Raw genomic sequence first — 16,449 nt, forward strand, 5'->3', positions numbered from 1 at the left:
TTCGACGAAGCCTCCTGAATCCAAAACTGATCCGTGACATGGTCAGTTTAGGGCACGGGAAGACTCCTCAACCACTGCTGAGGGCGTGTCGAAAGAAACGATCTTTCAGTCATCCCGAAAACCATGAAGCGAAAGATTCCAGCCCCGAAATGGCATCAACTACTTCATGACGCCGGCAGCTTGGTTGATGAGAGATTCCCGGTTTGGGATCTGAACAGTTCAAGGCGAGTTGATCAGCTGTTGGTCAAATCCGAACAGCAGCGTCATGAAGCCTTCCTCATGTGGTGGCTCTGATGATGACCCTCGACCGCCGCGCAACACCAGACACCAAGTCATCAAGGAAAAATCCGTGCCCAATTTGCGGCCGCGCAAAAGATCGCGACTGTGAGTTTTCTGGAGACATGGTGTTCTGTCATCACGGCAGCAGTCATTCACCGCCAGACAACCTCAAACGCGGTCAGGTGATTGCTGGGGCTGATGGTCAGAAGTGGGCATTGATGAGCACTGCAGAAGGAAGCCACGGGCCGGTTTCGACATTCGTTCTGGATCGTGAAAAGCAAGATCAGCGCAACTGCCAAAAGCAGCCGCCGAGACCTGTCAGAAGACCACCGACTGAGGATCCGGTTCCAGAGCCAGCGCGGATGCCGGAAGCATTGATTGAGTTCGCTCCTCTCTCTGAGGCTGCCTTTCTCGATGGAATCAAACGAGCTGAAAACAGCACGTCGCTTGATTTCGCTTGGTTCATCTATTCCGACACTCAGAGAACACAGCGCCAACCCAAAACCAATAAAGACGGCAGACCAGATAAGGCCTTCATTCCTCACCACCTGAATGGTTCAGCTCCAAACCTCACCTCTGGAGCTGGCCCTGAGTTCTGGCCGCTGTGGCATGAGCAAGACCTGCAGGATCTGGACGGCCATTGGGTGTTGGAACTGGAGGGTGAGAAGTGCGCCAACATCGCCCGCGCAGGTGGCGTCATAGCAACCTCACAGCCGGGGCACGCCAGAACGGTTGATCAGCGCTGCCGCCGTTATGAAACTCTCCGGCAAAACGGTGCTGCCGGTGTTGTTTATCTCGCTGACAACGACGACCAGGGGAAACGCTTCGCCAAAGAAGCAGAACATGCGGCAGCTCAGGCTGGCCTGCCAATCGTGGTGGTCCCTGCTGCTGAATTACATCCGCAGATGCCTGAAAAAGGCAGCATTGATGACCTCTGCCAGATGCCTCAAAAGGGTGGGCTTGGTTGCTCCATACCTCATGCCATTGAGCTGATCCAGCAGAACGCTCGGAAAAAGCAAATTGAACTGTTTGCTGCACAACCTGAGCCAGAGGTTGTTGATCCCCCGGTTTTAGAAGAGACCGCTCAACCTGAAGAGCATCAATCAGCCGCTGCAACTGAGATCGCTCAGGCAGTCACTGAAGCAAAACAAGCAACCGACTCCACCCTGGATCCTGCCGCCTTGATTGGCGGTGAATTAGGCCGAGCACTCAGCGATCGTGCCGACCGCTTGAACGTGCCGACAGCTGTCCTGATCAACGGCCTTTTGCCTGTTGCTGCATCACAGCTCCAATTTGGCACTCAGGTGATGATCAGCGAAGAGATGAACTGGTTTCAACCGCCGATCCTTTGGAATCTTTCAGTTGCTGAAACTGGCAGCAACAAGACCGAAACAAGCGATCTATGTGTGCAGCCTTTGTATGGGTTCGACAGAGATCTTCCCGATGATGCTGAGCGCAAATTCTTCACCAGTACTTTCACGCTGCCGGGGCTTTCTCGCGTACAAGCTGCACAGCCTGATCACGGGTGTTTGATAAATACCGATGAGTTCTCAGGCACTCTGAGGAAACTATTCAATGATCAGCGCAGTGGCCGAGGTGATGAGCTTTCACGTCTGCTCAGTGTCTACGACGGAAAACCACAGCGAGCCACGTTCTCTGACAAGTCTCTGAATTACAACCTCAAAGGATCATCCTTTTCTCTGCTTTCAACGATTCAGCCGTCAGTGCTTCTCGACTGCATGGGTGATCTGACTGATGAATCAGGTCTGTTTGCTCGATTCAACCTCTGCGAAATCCCGTTGAAACGTCGCACCATGTCACGCACTGGCCGCAAACCTGATGGCCTCATGGCAGAGCTTCAGAACGCTTACCTCTGCCTTCAAACATGGAAGCCACGCATCTATGGGCTCACCGATGAAGCCATGGTGTTGTTTGACGAGTTCCACGAAAACTGCGAAAACCAGCGCCTGGATCAAGCCATTGAGCCTGCGCTTCGGGCCTATGCCGCTAAACAGGAAGGCCGCTGTGGTCGCATCGCCCTGGTCCTTCACTGCATCCAAGCGGCTGCCAGAAGAGTTCCACCTGACGAACTCATTAGCGCTGAAACAATGCTCGGGGCAATCACCATCTGCGATTTCTATGCACAACAACTTCGGCGTTTTTATGCCCTTTCATTAGCAAGTGCTGGTGGCTCTCTAAAGGGAATCACATTGCTGGTTTTTCAGGTTTTAAAAGATGCCGAGGGTCAAGTTCAAACCGAGCGGCAGATTGGCAGAAAATACAAATTGCGAGAAATACCTAGTAAGAAATCAAGCAATCACTCAAGATCCTCGATGAGGAAAAGCTGATTCGCAGGGAGCCTGGCGGTTGGCGCGTCCCTGTTGTCTGACACTTTTTTGTCCCGGTTTTGTCCCGGCTTTGTCCTGCATTTGTCCAGTCTTTTTTCGCTGACATCAATTGCAGCGCAGGACTTTTGACGAGAAAGCCCATTTTTTGGCCATACACCCCTCCCAACGCCTCAATCAGCCGCCGCCAAAGGCGGTCGGCTGGATTGACTTGTTAGGCGCTCTCGCTCAAAAGTAACTCATCTAATTGTTCGAATAGAGGCCTGAAATTCTCAAACTCTGAAGGGTCAAGGCTATTGCAGTTTTCAGCAAAATCGTTTTTGCTTCCTTTTACAAGGAAAACATCTGTGCCTAGCAATATGGGATCATCTTTCAAATTGTAAGCTTCAAGAATTTCGTCAGTAAAATAGTGCTCTATAACAAAATATCTCTGTGTCAGCTTGCCCTCATTAATGAAATTGGAACGGAACTCTGGAACAGGAAGAGTTATGCCATATATGTCTTTAGTAAGGTGTTTTCTTACTTGATTTTGTAAAGAATAATTTTCAAAAATATCTTTACTAAGTAGCTTGAAGCGCTCATTACCTTCTCTATCATTGTCGAATATCCCGGCCACTTTGCGATCAACAATATTAGCAAGATATTCAAGAGACCTTCTTACTGTATCAGCACTGCCTGTTCGGCTCTCCTCATCGAAATGGATTCCTGATGATACAATAGAGTACGGTAGTTCTGTGTCTGAGTAGAGTTTATTCCAAGCTATTTGAAGGATTTTCTGGTCAGTTTTTCCTTCAGTTAATATTATTGGTTTGTTCTCTGATTTTTCTATTTCACTAAGAACGCTAGCCAATCCCTCTTTGACTGATGAGAAATTATCAATGCTCAATGCCGATAAAGATCCTTGCCCCTTTACGGTTTTGTTGAGATAAAAAAGCTCACCTTCTTCTACCTTATTTATCAAGCGATCATTGTGGCTAATAACATACACTTGACTTTCATCATGCGATTTAAGCTCATCAATCAGGTGGGATTGTAAATCTGAATGGATATGCGAATCTGGCTCATCAATTAGGATTAGACAAATCCCTCCTTTGCTTCTTTCAATATATTCAATTGTTGAAAATATTTCTACAACCTGGAGAAAACCACTACCCATCATTGATATTTCAAGCTCTTTATGTGAAGAGCATTGAGTAGTTATTCTAACGTATTCGTCATCGATTCGATTATTGTTTTTAAACCTTATTTGATAATCTGATTTTAAAACTCTATTAATTCTGCCTTCTAGTTTTTCAAACCTCTCAGCTACCTTTCTTGCTTGCGTGTTTTCAGTTTTTAAAATTTTATTTCTTAATACATCATGAGATTTGCCAATGCTAATCTTTTTCTCTATCTGTGCATTATTATAGAAAGGCTCATTTTTGAAAATTGTGGATATGGGCCTTGTTTGGTAGATAAATATAGCGTTTTTGAGAGTGCACTCTTTGCTTTCAATATGTGTTGAAAATCGTTCAAACTCCTCAAAGCCATCATTATTGAAGATTCTCAAGTAAGAGTTTTTGATGCCTGGCTTTTCAAACTTGATCTTAAGAGAAAAATTCTCTGTGGCATCAGTGACTGTTAAAGTTATCGACGTGCTCCCCAAACTGGAATCATAAAAAATATCGTCATCATTCACAAGCCGTATCTGGCTTAATTCTGAAAATGGTATGTAGTAATTGGAACTTGCTTTGTAAAATCTCTTGCTATTTCTTGCTTGGATTAGTGTGTCGTAAGCGTACTTCCATAAGATTAATGCCTCAAAGATTGTACTCTTACCTATATTGTTTTCACCGACTACGACATTGAAATTCTCATTGCAGTCAACTTCTATATTCTCGAATGACTTGAAATTTTCGAGATTGATTTTCGATATATACATTTACCACCTATAAATGCGATGTTTGAATTTTATACCTGCGCCTAACTACCCCTATCCGCCACCCCAAAAACTGCAAATTCACCAAGGGGGGCCAGGCAATCACCAAAAAATCAGATCAACCTCTGAAAACTTAGTTGTATCAATGGATTAGAGAGAATTTGGGTATGGACAAAACCTGGCCAAACCCTGGCCAAATGCAGGCCAAACCCTGGTCACGACTCTCCCCCCTCTGTCGCCACTGTTCGCCCTACCGAGAATGGGACAAGAAAGGTCCATTTCTCGATGCCAGCATCGCTAGCAAAGCAACGCGAAACCGCTGAAAAATGTTCACTGATCTGGCGGATGTTTCTCGCTGGTTTCTCTCAGCAAGAGATCGCCGACAAGGTGAATTTATCCGTCAGCCGCATCTCCAAAGTGATCAAAAAAATGGCGGCCAAACATCCGATCACGAACATGTCAATTGAGGAGAGATCTGCAGCCGGGTTTGAATTGTGCATGGAGGCACATCGACAAACGTCTGAGTTTCTGAATGAAGCAAGAGAGCTGGGCCTGAGGCATGAGCTGCCGCGATTGCTGGCATTGAAGTCATTGAGCGCCAGTCGGATCGCGAGGGTGCTCCAGGGCCTGCCGGAGGTGGTTCAGCAGTCGTCTGAGGTGACGTTCAACCTGCAGGCCTTTCAGCAGTTAACCGGCAGTGGCGGCCAACAGCAGCTGGAGCCGTCAGCGGCCGAACCGATCACCGTTGAGGCCAGCTGAGGAGCTGTATCGAAACTGGCCAGTGACGGGTCAGGTTTGACGGCTACCTGGATTCGACGATCTTGCTGTATCGCAACCCCGTATCGATTCCATTTGTACCGAAACAGGGGGAGTTACGCTAATGTGGTGGTGGGCCAGCGAGGTGCAACTCCTGACCCGTGACCAATCCGCAGCAACGGACTGATGACCAACAACATGACCACAGGCCGCCGCATCGGCTATGGCCGGGTGAGCACCGTCACCCAAACCGAGGAGCAGCAGAGAGACGCCCTGAAGGCTGCCGGCTGCGACCTGATCCGCACCGAGACGATCAGCTCCGGCAAGCAGGAGCGACCTGTTCTGGAGGCCGTCATGGCTGACCTGCAGGAGGGCGACACCCTGGTGATCTGCAAACTCGACCGCTGGGCCAGATCACTGAAAGAGCTGTTGGTGATGGCCGGCGACCTGGAGCAGCGTGGCGTTGCCCTGCACGTCCTGGATCAGGCCATAGACACAAGCACCCCCGCAGGCCGGCTGATGTTCCAGGTGCTGGGAGCCGTTGCTGAATTCGAGCGAGAGCTGGGCATTCAACGCAGCCGGGAATCAGTTGCACACCGCAAGGCCACTGGGGGCAACCTCGGCGGCCGCAGGAAGAGCTACACGCCAGAACAGGCCGAGATGGTTGCTGGCCTTCGAGCTGAGGGAACCAGCCTGCGAGTGATCGGCAGGAAAGTGGGCCTGAGCCTGGCTGCTGTGCAGAGGATCCTGGCGGCCTGATCTGGTTCAGAGAATCAGGCTCATCTCTGAGCGAGATCCTGCCAACGGAAGACCTAGAAATCGCCTGTGGGGACAGGGTTTGCTGGGGCTTAGTGGGATACCCCCTGGTTTTGAGGCCTGCTGAAGGGGCAGCCAGGGGCCTCTCAGAAGGTATCTGAGCTGAATAGCCTAATTCCGTGGGGTACAACACTGGCTAGACTGGGTTCATGCCCCGATCCACGGCCACCAGACACCGTCAGCCAGGCAGTCTCCGGCGAGTCACAAAGAAGGCTCGCGGCAAGGAATATCAGCGCTGGCAGTGGCGCACCCACCGGCAGACCGACACCGGTTGGACGACTGTTGATGTGGAGCTGGGTGAGCACCTGGAGGGGATGCGGACGCTGACCCTGATTGCACTCGGTGAGCTGTCGGCTCCTCTGCTGACTGAGCGTTATGTGGGTTTCTATTTGAGAGAGCTGGATTGTCTGCCGGCGTTCACCGGTCGTCCGGAAGGTGCCAAGCAGGATGCGGCCTGGTGGGTGGAGATCCCATCAAAGGCTGATCAGCCTGTCCGGCTGCGGTTTCGTTCACTGTCGCGACAGACAGATTTCAGGCGTGCTCGAAAGAATATTGCTGAGTTAGAGGCCTCTGCCACCGCTGTCTGGCGTGATCTGTCAAAGGATCCCATCGTCGAGCTGGGCCGTTTTCAGTGGCTCGAATCCGAAGCCCAGAAGGAAATCGACAAGATCGAGGAGCAGCTGCAGACACTGCGCAAGAAACGCCGGTCTGGGGATCTCAATCAGCGTGACTTTGAAGCCGACGAACGCAGCTGCTACCTCAGGCTTGAGGGTTGGGAGACCATGCAGAGCACGGTGCGCAGCCGCTGGGATGAACTGCTGCAGGAGATGCTGACGGCGCTGCCTCGTACCCGTCGCGACGAGCTGAAGCCTCGGATCGTGATGCTGGCTGAACGACTGCAGAGCGACAGCAAGCAGCTGCGGAAATGGCACGACGATCACTGGGATGACAACACCCTGCGCTGGTGATCACTGTCATCTCCTGACCCGTGGCATTACTCGTCGTGCAGATGCTCCCTGACATTCCTCAGGGCTTCCCAGCAAGCCTGTCTCCCGCATGCGATCCCGTTCGATCAAGTACAGGACACCCAGGACGCTGCCGCACCACAAACCGACGATGAGCAGGAATTGCCCCATGGTTTTCAGAAAATTCATCAGCCGTTCCTCAATGATTTGAAGTCCATCAGGGTCACCTCGGATCGACGGGCACCAACGCGCTCCACTTGGCTTCAATAGGCATCTCTCAGCCGATCTTTTGTCTGACAGTTCTCGGAAAGTATCGCGCCGACAACCAAACCAATGTCGAGATAAACCTAGCCCAACAGTTTGAAATACTTGATGCAAATGCCAACGCTATACGTATATTTCATGTTTTTGTTGATCAACTATGTAAAGATATTTGTTGTCGTCTTTGTTGCCTTTGTTGTCGTATTCAACCACCGCCAGGCACCAATAGATATTACTTAAAAAACTAATAGCTGCATTGGTATTGCTTTCATTGCAATGTGAATAATAGAAAGATACATGAAGTTTATTAGTATCATGTGCGACGACATGAAGGTAATGCCTTAATTTCAAATTCTTCCCTAAAATATTATCTGCTATGAACCTGCATTGGCCGTCATCATTTTGATTTTTCAGACGAATTTCGAGAAACTTACTATCACAAATCTCTTTGCTCCAGCATGACTTTTTAAGTTGCAAGGGATGATTGCGTTTTTTCCTTCTATCATGATGCCCATGAGCACATGTTCTGACTTCATCATAAAAAGCTGGAGCATCATCAAGCTCTTCAAGCTTTCTAAAGTGCGCCACAGTGATATGAAAAGGCGGCTTGTTATTGGGCTGAACCTTGGGATCATCATTATCATGCCATTTATAGTCGTCGGGGTCCATGGCTCCCCACATAACATGATTATTAATTAATTTTTTAATGCTTTCTTGTTCCTTACCCTTATAAGAATGGTAAGCTTTGTAAAACGATTCCATTGTTGGAACCATGTAGACGGAATAATAAAGCATTGCAATTGTCCTACTTTTTGGAAGCTAGTTTCGGAATAGGTTGCATATAAAAAAATTTTTAAAGATTTAATATTAGATATAGAAGGGGCGCTTCAAGGATTGCTGAGGGTGGATTTGCTCTTCAGGTCCCAGGTTCAGGGGGGTTTCTCTGCACTTAGGGGTAGCCCGAACTGAGCGCGCTCACCTCGGATCAGTTGGCACCAACCTGTGCCACTTGGCATCAGCAGGCATCTCAGGGCCGATCTTCATGTCTGCCGGTTCGTGGAAGGTGACGCGCCAATCAGCAACACGACAGGGCACGTAATCAGCTTTTTCGATCCTGATCCCACCGAGCACTGACGGGGCGCCGTACCAGCCAGCTCGCCAGTGAGCGCCTTCATTGAGGCCACCTTTGAACCACACCCAGCAACGTGCATTGGCCTGGGTAGTGGACTGCTGAGCAGGCATTGGGTGTCACCCCATGGGCACGGACCCTAGGTGCGTTTCAGCAGCCGGGCCTGATCTTGTAGTGATCACCCGTTTGGGTGATGTGAATTCTGTTTAGTTCAGCGATGGTGAATAAATCGGAGGGATGACCTTCACTATCCACATCCAGAGATGAAAAACTATGTAGCTATAGGAACGACTTCACTGATCAGCGCTTTGCTGTTTACAGCTAATCCTGCCGTAGCGAATACGGATAAGCAGTACATAAGCTTATGCACTGAGGAGGTGAGAGAAAAAATGAAAAATCCATACACATTTAGAGTTCGAGCCTCAGCTGTTACACAAAAAAATGTCAATAAAACATTTGCTAGTCTCGGGAAGTACGACACTCTTGTTCAGTTAAATACAACGGGTACTAACTCGTATGGAGCTGAAATCGCCAACACTTATATGTGTGGATTTGAGGCTGGGACTTTATACTTTGTTGTCGATGGCAATGATGCAGGCGATTCGTATACTACGAATGGTCGTAAACTTGATCTCCAGTCAAGCAACAAAGCCCAAGAAAAATGCTGGACCTTTAGTGATTTGATTCAGCAAGCTAACAATGGCTTGGTAAATCTGGCATGCGGGCAAAATGGCTCTAGTATTTATATAAAAGCGCACTAAATTATTTGATTGATAATTCGTTATTTGTCGGGAAGCCTGAAGCCATTGCGAGGTGGCTGAAAGCAATACAAAACCCTTGAAGGGAAAAGTAGGGGGCGTTGAGTGGACGCTATTTATCTCCCGACAAAACAACTCACACCAATCACGCCGCGCCATGTGCGGTGTTTTTTATTGCTTTGATGGGGTCTTCCCCAATGGGAGAGACAGGTGCGTGCAAGACCACCCGAATGGAGGATGTGAGCTATTCAAAAATATCTCATTATTATTTATGGACTCGCTTGGAAAGAATCGTGACCCCAGAAGAAATGGAAAAATTACCACGAACTCCTCAGGAAGCTTTCGATCTTGGATTAGATAAATATTTCACAGGAAAACCTTGCAAGTATGGTCATATCACCTGGCGTTACGTTAACAAGAAAGGGAAGCGCAGTAAAGGCGGTCCTTGTAATTTATGCGTGTCATCATTATCACCTGATAGTTGGCCCAGTCGAAACCCAAGAAAGAGACAGCAGTCATCGCTGATCTATTCGCAAAGGCCTGATGTCATTGAAAGAGAAAAATCTCGCGCCAAGACTAAAAGAGCACATCTACGGGCATACCACGCATTATGGCGAGCAGGAAAAGTTGGCAAAAAAGGTGGAGATATTTATAAAGAATCAACGCGAATTAGTTTTGCGGCATGGCGCGATGATCAGATGGCTAATAATCCTAGATACCGCACTATCAAGAGGCTTAGAGATCGCTTGCGCGATGCTTGTAAACGGGGAGGAAAAAAGAAGACTACATCTGTTTTAAAGCTGATTGGTTGTACACCCCAGGAATTGTGCGATCACTTAGAATCTCAGTTTGAATCTGGCATGACATGGGAAAATCAAGGCGAAGATGGTTGGCATATTGACCACATTCAGGAAATTGCCTTATTTGAAGACCCAGAGGACCCTCGCTGCTGGAACTACACAAATTTGAGACCAAAGTGGGCTTCAGAAAACATGTCAGAAGGGCAATGGATTCGATGGCAAGGTCGGCACTTGCAGAGGTCTATTAAGCGCCTGCCTGATGAGTCTTCGATTTGAACCAATGCAGCTACACCAGAGCAGGAATTGGTCCTGAAAATCACCCTGTTTAGCCTTGTAAGTGAAGCTATTAGCTTTCACTACACAAATCTGCAACCCCTCTGGGCTGAAGATAACTTGCGCAAGTCAGACACTTGGGAAGGCTGATCCAAAAGCTCTAAAGAGCGGACCTGCAGAGCAGTTCTGCCGGACGTTCAAACACCACTGATCGCCACTGACTCCGGGCAAACACAGCCAATGCCAACCCACTGCCGCTGAACAGTGTCAGCTCTCCTGCGTCGCTCACCTCATGCCGATCACAGTGGATCCGCAAGGCCTCAGCCGGTGCATCGAGTGTGGCCGGGCCCTGGTGGCTGAGTTGCACAACCGCAACCAACAAACCTGCATTCAATGCCTGCTGCGCTTCAGCTGACACCTCAGGGCTGAGTGCTCTGGCCTGTTGTTCCCAGTCGTCTCTGCTTTGCAGGCTGAATGCAAAAGATCGAGGCGGTCCTGAGGAGGGCAATTTTTTTTCAATCGTCAGAATTGAAGCAACCTTAATCAGTCCGCTTTGACTTCATCCAGACGAGAACAGATTGAAGAGATCAACGAAATGACCCGGCAGATCGAGGCACTGCAGGAGCAGGCAGCTGTCCGGGAAGAAAAATCTCACGCTGCTGATGTGCCGGCATGGCTTCAGGCACGCCGCTGGATGATCAGCAAAGGACAGCAGAAACTGCCAACTTCAAAAGCAAAGCTGATTCGCTATTTGGAGGAATCAGCCGGGATGCGTCAACAGCTGCTGAAGGAATTGCCCAAGGTCGCTGATGCACTCGGCATCAATGACGACGATATGCAGTTCCCTGAAGTGCTGCTGGATCTGCTCAGCAATGCAGAAGCAGAACCCAGCGTGGCATTGGGCCGTCAGCTGTTGGAAGCAGGCCCCATTGATGATCTTGTGGCCCTGGCACCATCACGGGCCACCACCATCAGGCTGGCAGTCCGGCAGTGGCAGGAAGACCAACAGCGCTTGATTGAGGAAGGCATTGCCGCCAAGCGTGATGCCAACGAAAAAGAACGGCAGCGGATCCGTGAATCAATCGCAGCCCATGGCCATCCGATGGTTCGCGGCAGTGCTGAAAACAAAGAATTGCGCAAACGCGAATTTCTCAGACAGGCAGGCATTCCTGTTGGCCCGCGTGTTTAAACCTTGCCAGCCAAAGGACCATATAGAGGGGAGGGTTTCACCGGGCGGCGCCCAAAGAGCAGAAGCCTTCCCCAACCCTCTCAATTTGGATGAATTTCAGCCCGCCAGAATTGGCTATGGCAAAGAAATCAACATCGATCCAACTTCCAGCGCCGCTTCCGTGGCAATCAGAAATTCTCAAATTGCCGGTCACCTCGAGCGTGCTGCTCGCCGGCGGTCGTTATTCCGGCAAAAGCTGGCTCTTGGCGTTGTTGCTGATCAGAGCATCGGCGCCAGTGGAGCAGGGCGGCCACGGTGCGGCGTTCAGAGGGTTGCTGCTCAGATCTGATCTGGCTGGCCTGCTGAAGATCAGTGAGCTGATCCGCGACCTGATCGGTGCCATCTATGGAAGCGCCGCCACGTACAAGCGAGCTGAACGCTGCTGGCATTTCCCCACTGGCGGTGAACTCAGACTCGGCCACCTGGGCGATGAGGCCTCGGCTGCAAAGACTCAGGGCCTGGATTACACCGTTCTGGGGCTGGATGACGCCGGTCTGATTCCGCCGGAATTGGTGCGTCGCACCATGACCGGCCTTCGCTGCGCTGATCCATCGATCACCCCAGTGGCCTACGTCACCGCCAACCCTGGGAACCGCCATTCAGCGCTCTGGGCAAGGGTTCTCTCGGAGGCTCCCGCAGGGTTTCCAACGGTGTTCAGCTGTCAGGAGATGGGCGGCCGGCCTTGGATCGTCTCGCGCTCCAACCTGTTCGACAACCTGGCGCTGAATGTTGAGCAGCGAGATGACTACATCGAGCTGCTGAAGGCTCGCGCCAATGGCAACCGCTCGATCGAGCAGGCCGAAATTCATGGCCGCTGGGATGCGATCTCAGGAGGCTTTTTCGCGAATCTCGATGCAGCCCGAATCCGTGTGCCGGATGGTCACTGGGCAGCACCGTCGCGGTATGCGTGGGCCGGTCAGCTCAGGGAGCAGGTCAATGCTGCTCAGGCCTGGCTGGCCATGGACTGGGGAGGTGGTGCATCACCAACGTGGTGCGGGCTGGCGATTCAGCTCAACGGCGAGATCGTCATGGATTACTGCCTGAAGCTCGAGGCCGGATCACTGCTGTTGCTCGATGAAGTCCACACCGCACGCCAGGGGCTGTCTGGTCAGATCGATGTGGAGCGTGCCACCGGTGTCGATGACACCCACACGATCACAGAGAAGATCCGGCGGATGTGCGAGGCCTGGCATATGGGGGCTGAGCAGATCCCTCTGTGCCGGCGGATTATTGATGCTGCAGCAGGAGCCCGCACAGGATCCCGTCACGGTTCGATCGCCGCAGAACTGTCTGCCGCTGGTTTGGCCTGGACTGCCTCGAGCAAGGGCCGGCGGGCTGATGGCTGGCAGGTGCTCAGCAAGTTGTTCCGCCATGCCGGCCAGGGGCAGCCGGGGCTGTTCGTCAGCGAGCGCTGCAATTACTGGTGGCAGACAGTGCCGATCCTCCCGGTGCATCGCAATGACCTGACCGATCTGGAGGGGCCGGACCATGCCGCTGATGCCACCCGATACCTGGCGGTGCAGGTGTTTGGTGCAGGCATCGGCTCGATCAAACCAGGCCTGAGGAATTACTGATGCTGAGCGAATTGCAGCGCACCCTCAGGGCGCAGAAGCTCCGGGATTGGTTGATCGCCAACGATCCGGAGATGCAGCGATCCATTGCCACGAGCAAGGCCGCTGATCAACAGCGCAGGCAGCGCCATCAAGCCAACCGCAAGGCAGCCGATGCCCTGGGCCTGGCCATTGGTGATCGGGTGATGCTCCGCTCCAGAGGCCATCGCTTTGATGGTCGATCCGGTGAACTGACGGAATTCAAGGAACTGCCAAACGGCCGACGGCTCGGAACGGTTGTCGTGAAGTTGCCGCGCAGTGGACCCGTTCAAATGCCACCAGCTCGCATCGGCTTTCAGGTCGATGTGGAGCTGCTGCACAAGGTCTGAGATGGCTAGGCGACCGCGCAAACCAGCACGGGCCGAAGTCGAACCAGAGGTGCTGCAACGTGGCCGCTGGACAGGGCTGCGTGAACAGCAGGCGCTGCAGGCAAAATATCATTCAGCCGCTGAGAAGGATGAGGCCCACAGGCTCTGCTGGGAATTGGTGAATCGAATCAATCGAGATTGAGGACCACCCTTTCAAGCTCTCGATTTTTGAGCCAAACCTCCCGCACCAACTCCCGCAACTCATCCCAGATGCGCTCGCTGACTGCATCTTCTCCATCAGTTTTGACCAGGTGAGCGAGATCTCTGTAAGTCCGATGAATGGAGCTGGCCAGCACCTTCTCATCAGCAGGAGCAACGACAGACCCACCATCAGGATCGGCAAGGCTTTCTGCGATGTAGTGATCCTGAATAGCTCTCTCCCGCATGCGTTGAAGATGACTTCCAGAATCACCTGGCCCAGCCTGCAGAACATCAGCAATGTTCCGGTCGAGTTCATCGATCACCGTTTTCACCGGATCGCCCTCAGCCAGCAGCACCAAATATCTCTGGCGTTTCGCCTGGAGTCGCTGAACTTCCGGTGAGCTGGCTGCACGTTCATCGGCTCGGCTCGCTTGCCGTTCTGACGCTTCGGCGATTTTTTCTGCGTTGTCGGCGATGTAGCAAAACAGCGCATGCAGCAGCACAGGCTCCATGACGGAATTGCGACGTTCGCCAGGCCTTAGATAACTGCACTCTTTATTTCGGCAGTAATACCGCCCATGAGGTGATCGGGTAATCACTCCACGGGTCAATTTCTTTCCGCAGTGATCGCAGTAGGCCCGACCTGCAAGCAGGTGTTTCTGGCGTTCGTCGGGTGTTGTGCGCCGGGCCATCTGCCCGCGGATGAAGGCCTCGAATTTCAGATGCCGTTCTGGATCGATCAGAGCTGCACCGCCCGCACCCTCAACAACATCTGCCCAGATCGCCTGGTTTTTATGGCGCTTCCCTACGCGAGCACCACGAAATGCTGGATTGAGCAGCAGCCGGTGCATGCCGGTGCGCTCGAACCAAAGGCCGTATTTATTGCCCAGGCATGTCCAGGCTGAATACATCGAGCCTTTAATTTCCGCCTGAGCAAAGGCCTCAAGCAAAAGCTCAGATTTTGAAAGTGCCGGTGCAGTCCGATCCGACTCCGGCGCCTGCCCGATGGACTCAAGCCAGTCAGCCCTGGCTTGCAGTTCGGTCAGAAACGGTTCGCTGTCGATCTCGATCTTTCCAGACACCACACGCAGTCCGAACGGCGCAACATCAATCCAGCCCTGAGCTTTGCGATGGGCCTTGCCGTGAGCGGATCGCTCTCTGATTCGCTCTGCCTCCATCTGGGCAAAAACGCCCAGCATCCTCAGCTGTGCCCGACCGCCAATGGTGCTGAGGTCGTGGTCATCATCCAACAGCAGCAGCTCAGGAGCACCATCAGCATCGAAGACATCCACCATCCGACAGGTTTCGGTGGAGTTACGTGAAATCCGATCCCAGCGAGTAGCGACCACACGATCAATGCTGCGACTCTCGATCAGCCGGAGCAATTTTCGATATTGAGGGCGGGCTGTGCTGGTTCCTGTCATGACATCAAACAGCACCTCATCAGCGCCGGCCTGTTTCAGACGCTCGACCTGCTGCGACTTAGTGAGGCCCTTGGTTTGATCAGCTGTGCTCAGGCGTCCGTACCCGATAACCCTGGCCAGCTCACCCTTTGAAGGTGACTGAGCTTGGGTGGTCTCAGGACTGCCAGACATGACTGGGAGGGTTGCTTCCCGCCATTCTGCTGGGTACAACGGTATGTGCCCAAGACTGGCGCCACCGTCTTGGCGGCACAACAAGCACTTCTTTCTGCAGGAATCGCCGTCCAGGGCGTGCTCTGTCTCGCCAGAACATCAAGGGGGGGGGTTCCACCCCGTGATTTAAGATTTGAATGTCGCGTGGACAACGCGCCGGGATAGCTCAGTTGGTAGAGCAGGCGACTGAAAATCGCCGTGTCCCCAGTTCAAATCTGGGTCCTGGCACCTTTCTTAAGCGTTAAGAGAGCACCGAATGGTTCCTGAAAATGGAGCTGCTCGGTGCTTTTTACTGGCCGACATCTTCAGAAGCCATGCATCCCAGTGGCGGAGGTATATCAAACGAACTCACAAGGGCTCGAACGCACCGGCTGAACACAAAAAAACGGGATGGCTTCCCTGACCATCCCGTTCCCCCCTGCTTGCGTCATCCAGCTTCCAGCAGACCCTCCTGAATGAGAAACCACAGTTTTGTGTATCAACGAGATACACAAAGTTGTGAAAGGCACATTTTGGGCACCATTGCAGGATCGAAACGCTTCGTCGTTGATCCTCCCATCGGCAATCAACTCTTACAGGCCAGTAATGAAAGCCTTGCTTGCCCGATGGACTGCTGAATTTCTGTTGAAAGAACACACACACCAACATGTGTGTATGTGTGTGTGGGGGGTAACGGCGCTGGCGATTCGGTTCTGGTGAAGAGAGCGAGACATAGAATTCGAATGCCTACGCCAAACCCCAGGTCAACGAAGGACCTGCCGCCAAAGCAGTCCATCAGTCAGATCGCGGTGTGGGAGCAACAGGAGATGAGTTTGCCGATTGGCAATGTCTTGACCATTGCTAAAGCAGTTGGAACGTTTGGGTGTAACAGTCTCACCACTTCCAGGGCAACCATTGGTTATGGCCTATTGCAGCATCGCTCCTTGATTCCAGTACCGATTCACGACGATCGTCACTTCAATAACGCCGACGGATTCGCCATGGTGTTCGATCCAGCCTGGAAAGAATGTCTCAAGCGCGGCGAGCTTGAAGAAAAATCAGTTGATGAAAAAATCGAAACCGTGATCCGGTGTTTGCAGGATCACCCTTTTGTGCAGTCCGAGCCTGAACAGGCTCGTCAGGTCGCTCGGTTCAGAGTGCGCCTGCTTGAGCTATGAACGACCTGAAT

General features: G+C 51.8%; 16 protein-coding genes and 1 tRNA gene. 12 read left to right on the plus strand and 5 right to left on the minus strand.

All coding sequences use genetic code 11. The features are described from left to right. Positions 1-401 precede the first annotated feature (401 nt). Positions 402-2,627 carry a DUF3987 domain-containing protein gene (locus SIB83_RS04460; RefSeq protein ID WP_413746906.1) on the plus strand — a complete coding sequence of 742 codons (2,226 nt, stop codon included), beginning with the start codon at positions 402-404 and terminating at the stop codon, positions 2,625-2,627. 211 nt (positions 2,628-2,838) lie between these two features. Here SIB83_RS04460 and SIB83_RS04465 read toward each other — a convergent pair whose 3' ends face one another. Continuing rightward, a complete protein-coding gene (locus SIB83_RS04465; protein WP_413746907.1) occupies positions 2,839-4,545 on the minus strand; it encodes an ATP-dependent nuclease in 1,707 nt (568 codons plus the stop codon). A 282-nt stretch (positions 4,546-4,827) separates the two neighbouring features. On the opposite strand from SIB83_RS04465, the gene SIB83_RS04470 reads away from it, so the two are divergent. The 3 genes from SIB83_RS04470 (at position 4,828) to SIB83_RS04480 (ending at position 7,082) form a co-directional block, all read left to right on the plus strand. Then, complete coding sequence (locus SIB83_RS04470; protein WP_413746908.1) at positions 4,828-5,301, plus strand: hypothetical protein; 474 nt, start codon at positions 4,828-4,830, stop codon at positions 5,299-5,301. Between the two features lie 183 nt (positions 5,302-5,484). Then, a complete protein-coding gene (locus tag SIB83_RS04475) occupies positions 5,485-6,057 on the plus strand; it encodes a recombinase family protein (protein WP_413746909.1) in 573 nt (190 codons plus the stop codon). Positions 6,058-6,263: 206 nt separating this feature from the next. Continuing rightward, positions 6,264-7,082 carry a hypothetical protein gene (locus SIB83_RS04480; protein WP_413746910.1) on the plus strand — a complete coding sequence of 273 codons (819 nt, stop codon included), beginning with the start codon at positions 6,264-6,266 and terminating at the stop codon, positions 7,080-7,082. Between the two features lie 384 nt (positions 7,083-7,466). On the opposite strand, the gene SIB83_RS04485 is transcribed toward SIB83_RS04480, so the two are convergent. Together SIB83_RS04485 and SIB83_RS04490 are read right to left on the minus strand one after the other, a co-directional pair. Next, positions 7,467-8,114, minus strand: coding sequence for a hypothetical protein (locus tag SIB83_RS04485; RefSeq protein ID WP_413746911.1), 648 nt, complete (start codon positions 8,112-8,114; stop codon positions 7,467-7,469). A gap of 201 nt (positions 8,115-8,315) precedes the next feature. Next, entirely contained in the window at positions 8,316-8,582 is a 267-nt protein-coding gene (locus tag SIB83_RS04490; protein WP_413746912.1) for a hypothetical protein, read from the minus strand. Positions 8,583-8,732: 150 nt separating this feature from the next. On the opposite strand from SIB83_RS04490, the gene SIB83_RS04495 reads away from it, so the two are divergent. Together SIB83_RS04495 and SIB83_RS04500 are read left to right on the plus strand one after the other, a co-directional pair. After that, positions 8,733-9,230, plus strand: a complete 498-nt coding sequence (locus SIB83_RS04495; RefSeq protein ID WP_413746913.1) for a hypothetical protein — start codon at positions 8,733-8,735, stop codon at positions 9,228-9,230. A gap of 98 nt (positions 9,231-9,328) precedes the next feature. Continuing rightward, on the plus strand, positions 9,329-10,303 hold the full coding sequence (locus SIB83_RS04500; RefSeq protein WP_413746914.1) for a hypothetical protein: 975 nt from the start codon (positions 9,329-9,331) through the stop codon (positions 10,301-10,303). A 157-nt stretch (positions 10,304-10,460) separates the two neighbouring features. Here SIB83_RS04500 and SIB83_RS04505 read toward each other — a convergent pair whose 3' ends face one another. Further along, the gene (locus tag SIB83_RS04505) at positions 10,461-10,808 is read right to left on the minus strand and encodes a hypothetical protein (RefSeq protein WP_413746915.1); all 348 of its coding nucleotides are present in this window, start codon (positions 10,806-10,808) and stop codon (positions 10,461-10,463) included. Between the two features lie 87 nt (positions 10,809-10,895). On the opposite strand from SIB83_RS04505, the gene SIB83_RS04510 reads away from it, so the two are divergent. From SIB83_RS04510 to SIB83_RS04525, 4 genes are all read left to right on the plus strand, one after another. Continuing rightward, the gene (locus tag SIB83_RS04510) at positions 10,896-11,489 is read left to right on the plus strand and encodes a hypothetical protein (protein ID WP_413746916.1); all 594 of its coding nucleotides are present in this window, start codon (positions 10,896-10,898) and stop codon (positions 11,487-11,489) included. A 182-nt stretch (positions 11,490-11,671) separates the two neighbouring features. Beyond that, a complete protein-coding gene (locus SIB83_RS04515; protein WP_413746917.1) occupies positions 11,672-13,102 on the plus strand; it encodes a hypothetical protein in 1,431 nt (476 codons plus the stop codon). After that, on the plus strand, positions 13,102-13,467 hold the full coding sequence (locus SIB83_RS04520) for a hypothetical protein (protein ID WP_413746918.1): 366 nt from the start codon (positions 13,102-13,104) through the stop codon (positions 13,465-13,467). Before SIB83_RS04515 ends, SIB83_RS04520 begins: the two co-directional genes overlap by 1 nt. A gap of 1 nt (position 13,468) precedes the next feature. Next, complete coding sequence (locus SIB83_RS04525; protein WP_413746919.1) at positions 13,469-13,648, plus strand: hypothetical protein; 180 nt, start codon at positions 13,469-13,471, stop codon at positions 13,646-13,648. Here SIB83_RS04525 and SIB83_RS04530 read toward each other — a convergent pair. Then, positions 13,635-15,242: a recombinase family protein gene (locus tag SIB83_RS04530; protein WP_413746920.1), complete on the minus strand. Its 1,608-nt coding sequence runs from the start codon at positions 15,240-15,242 to the stop codon at positions 13,635-13,637. The two genes, SIB83_RS04525 and SIB83_RS04530, sit on opposite strands and share 14 nt — an antisense overlap. Before the next feature lie 194 nt (positions 15,243-15,436). Here SIB83_RS04530 and SIB83_RS04535 point away from each other — a divergent pair. Then, positions 15,437-15,509: transfer RNA gene (locus SIB83_RS04535), tRNA-Phe, on the plus strand. Positions 15,510-16,069: 560 nt separating this feature from the next. Further along, positions 16,070-16,438, plus strand: coding sequence for a hypothetical protein (locus SIB83_RS04540; RefSeq protein ID WP_413746921.1), 369 nt, complete (start codon positions 16,070-16,072; stop codon positions 16,436-16,438). Positions 16,439-16,449: the final 11 nt, after the last annotated feature.

Source organism: Synechococcus sp. MIT S9507 (assembly GCF_047304715.1).
GTDB lineage: Bacteria > Cyanobacteriota > Cyanobacteriia > PCC-6307 > Cyanobiaceae > Synechococcus_C.

Bases quoted from the DNA above. Each gene is read 5' to 3' on its own strand.
- SIB83_RS04460 (WP_413746906.1), top strand. From the start codon at position 402: ATGGTGTTCTGTCATCACGGCAGCAGTCATTCACCGCCAGACAACCTC.
- SIB83_RS04465 (WP_413746907.1), bottom strand. From the start codon at position 4,545: ATGTATATATCGAAAATCAATCTCGAAAATTTCAAGTCATTCGAGAAT.
- SIB83_RS04470 (WP_413746908.1), top strand. From the start codon at position 4,828: ATGCCAGCATCGCTAGCAAAGCAACGCGAAACCGCTGAAAAATGTTCA.
- SIB83_RS04475 (WP_413746909.1), top strand. From the start codon at position 5,485: ATGACCAACAACATGACCACAGGCCGCCGCATCGGCTATGGCCGGGTG.
- SIB83_RS04480 (WP_413746910.1), top strand. From the start codon at position 6,264: ATGCCCCGATCCACGGCCACCAGACACCGTCAGCCAGGCAGTCTCCGG.
- SIB83_RS04485 (WP_413746911.1), bottom strand. From the start codon at position 8,114: ATGGTTCCAACAATGGAATCGTTTTACAAAGCTTACCATTCTTATAAG.
- SIB83_RS04490 (WP_413746912.1), bottom strand. From the start codon at position 8,582: ATGCCTGCTCAGCAGTCCACTACCCAGGCCAATGCACGTTGCTGGGTG.
- SIB83_RS04495 (WP_413746913.1), top strand. From the start codon at position 8,733: ATGAAAAACTATGTAGCTATAGGAACGACTTCACTGATCAGCGCTTTG.
- SIB83_RS04510 (WP_413746916.1), top strand. From the start codon at position 10,896: ATGACCCGGCAGATCGAGGCACTGCAGGAGCAGGCAGCTGTCCGGGAA.
- SIB83_RS04520 (WP_413746918.1), top strand. From the start codon at position 13,102: ATGCTGAGCGAATTGCAGCGCACCCTCAGGGCGCAGAAGCTCCGGGAT.
- SIB83_RS04525 (WP_413746919.1), top strand. From the start codon at position 13,469: ATGGCTAGGCGACCGCGCAAACCAGCACGGGCCGAAGTCGAACCAGAG.
- SIB83_RS04530 (WP_413746920.1), bottom strand. From the start codon at position 15,242: ATGTCTGGCAGTCCTGAGACCACCCAAGCTCAGTCACCTTCAAAGGGT.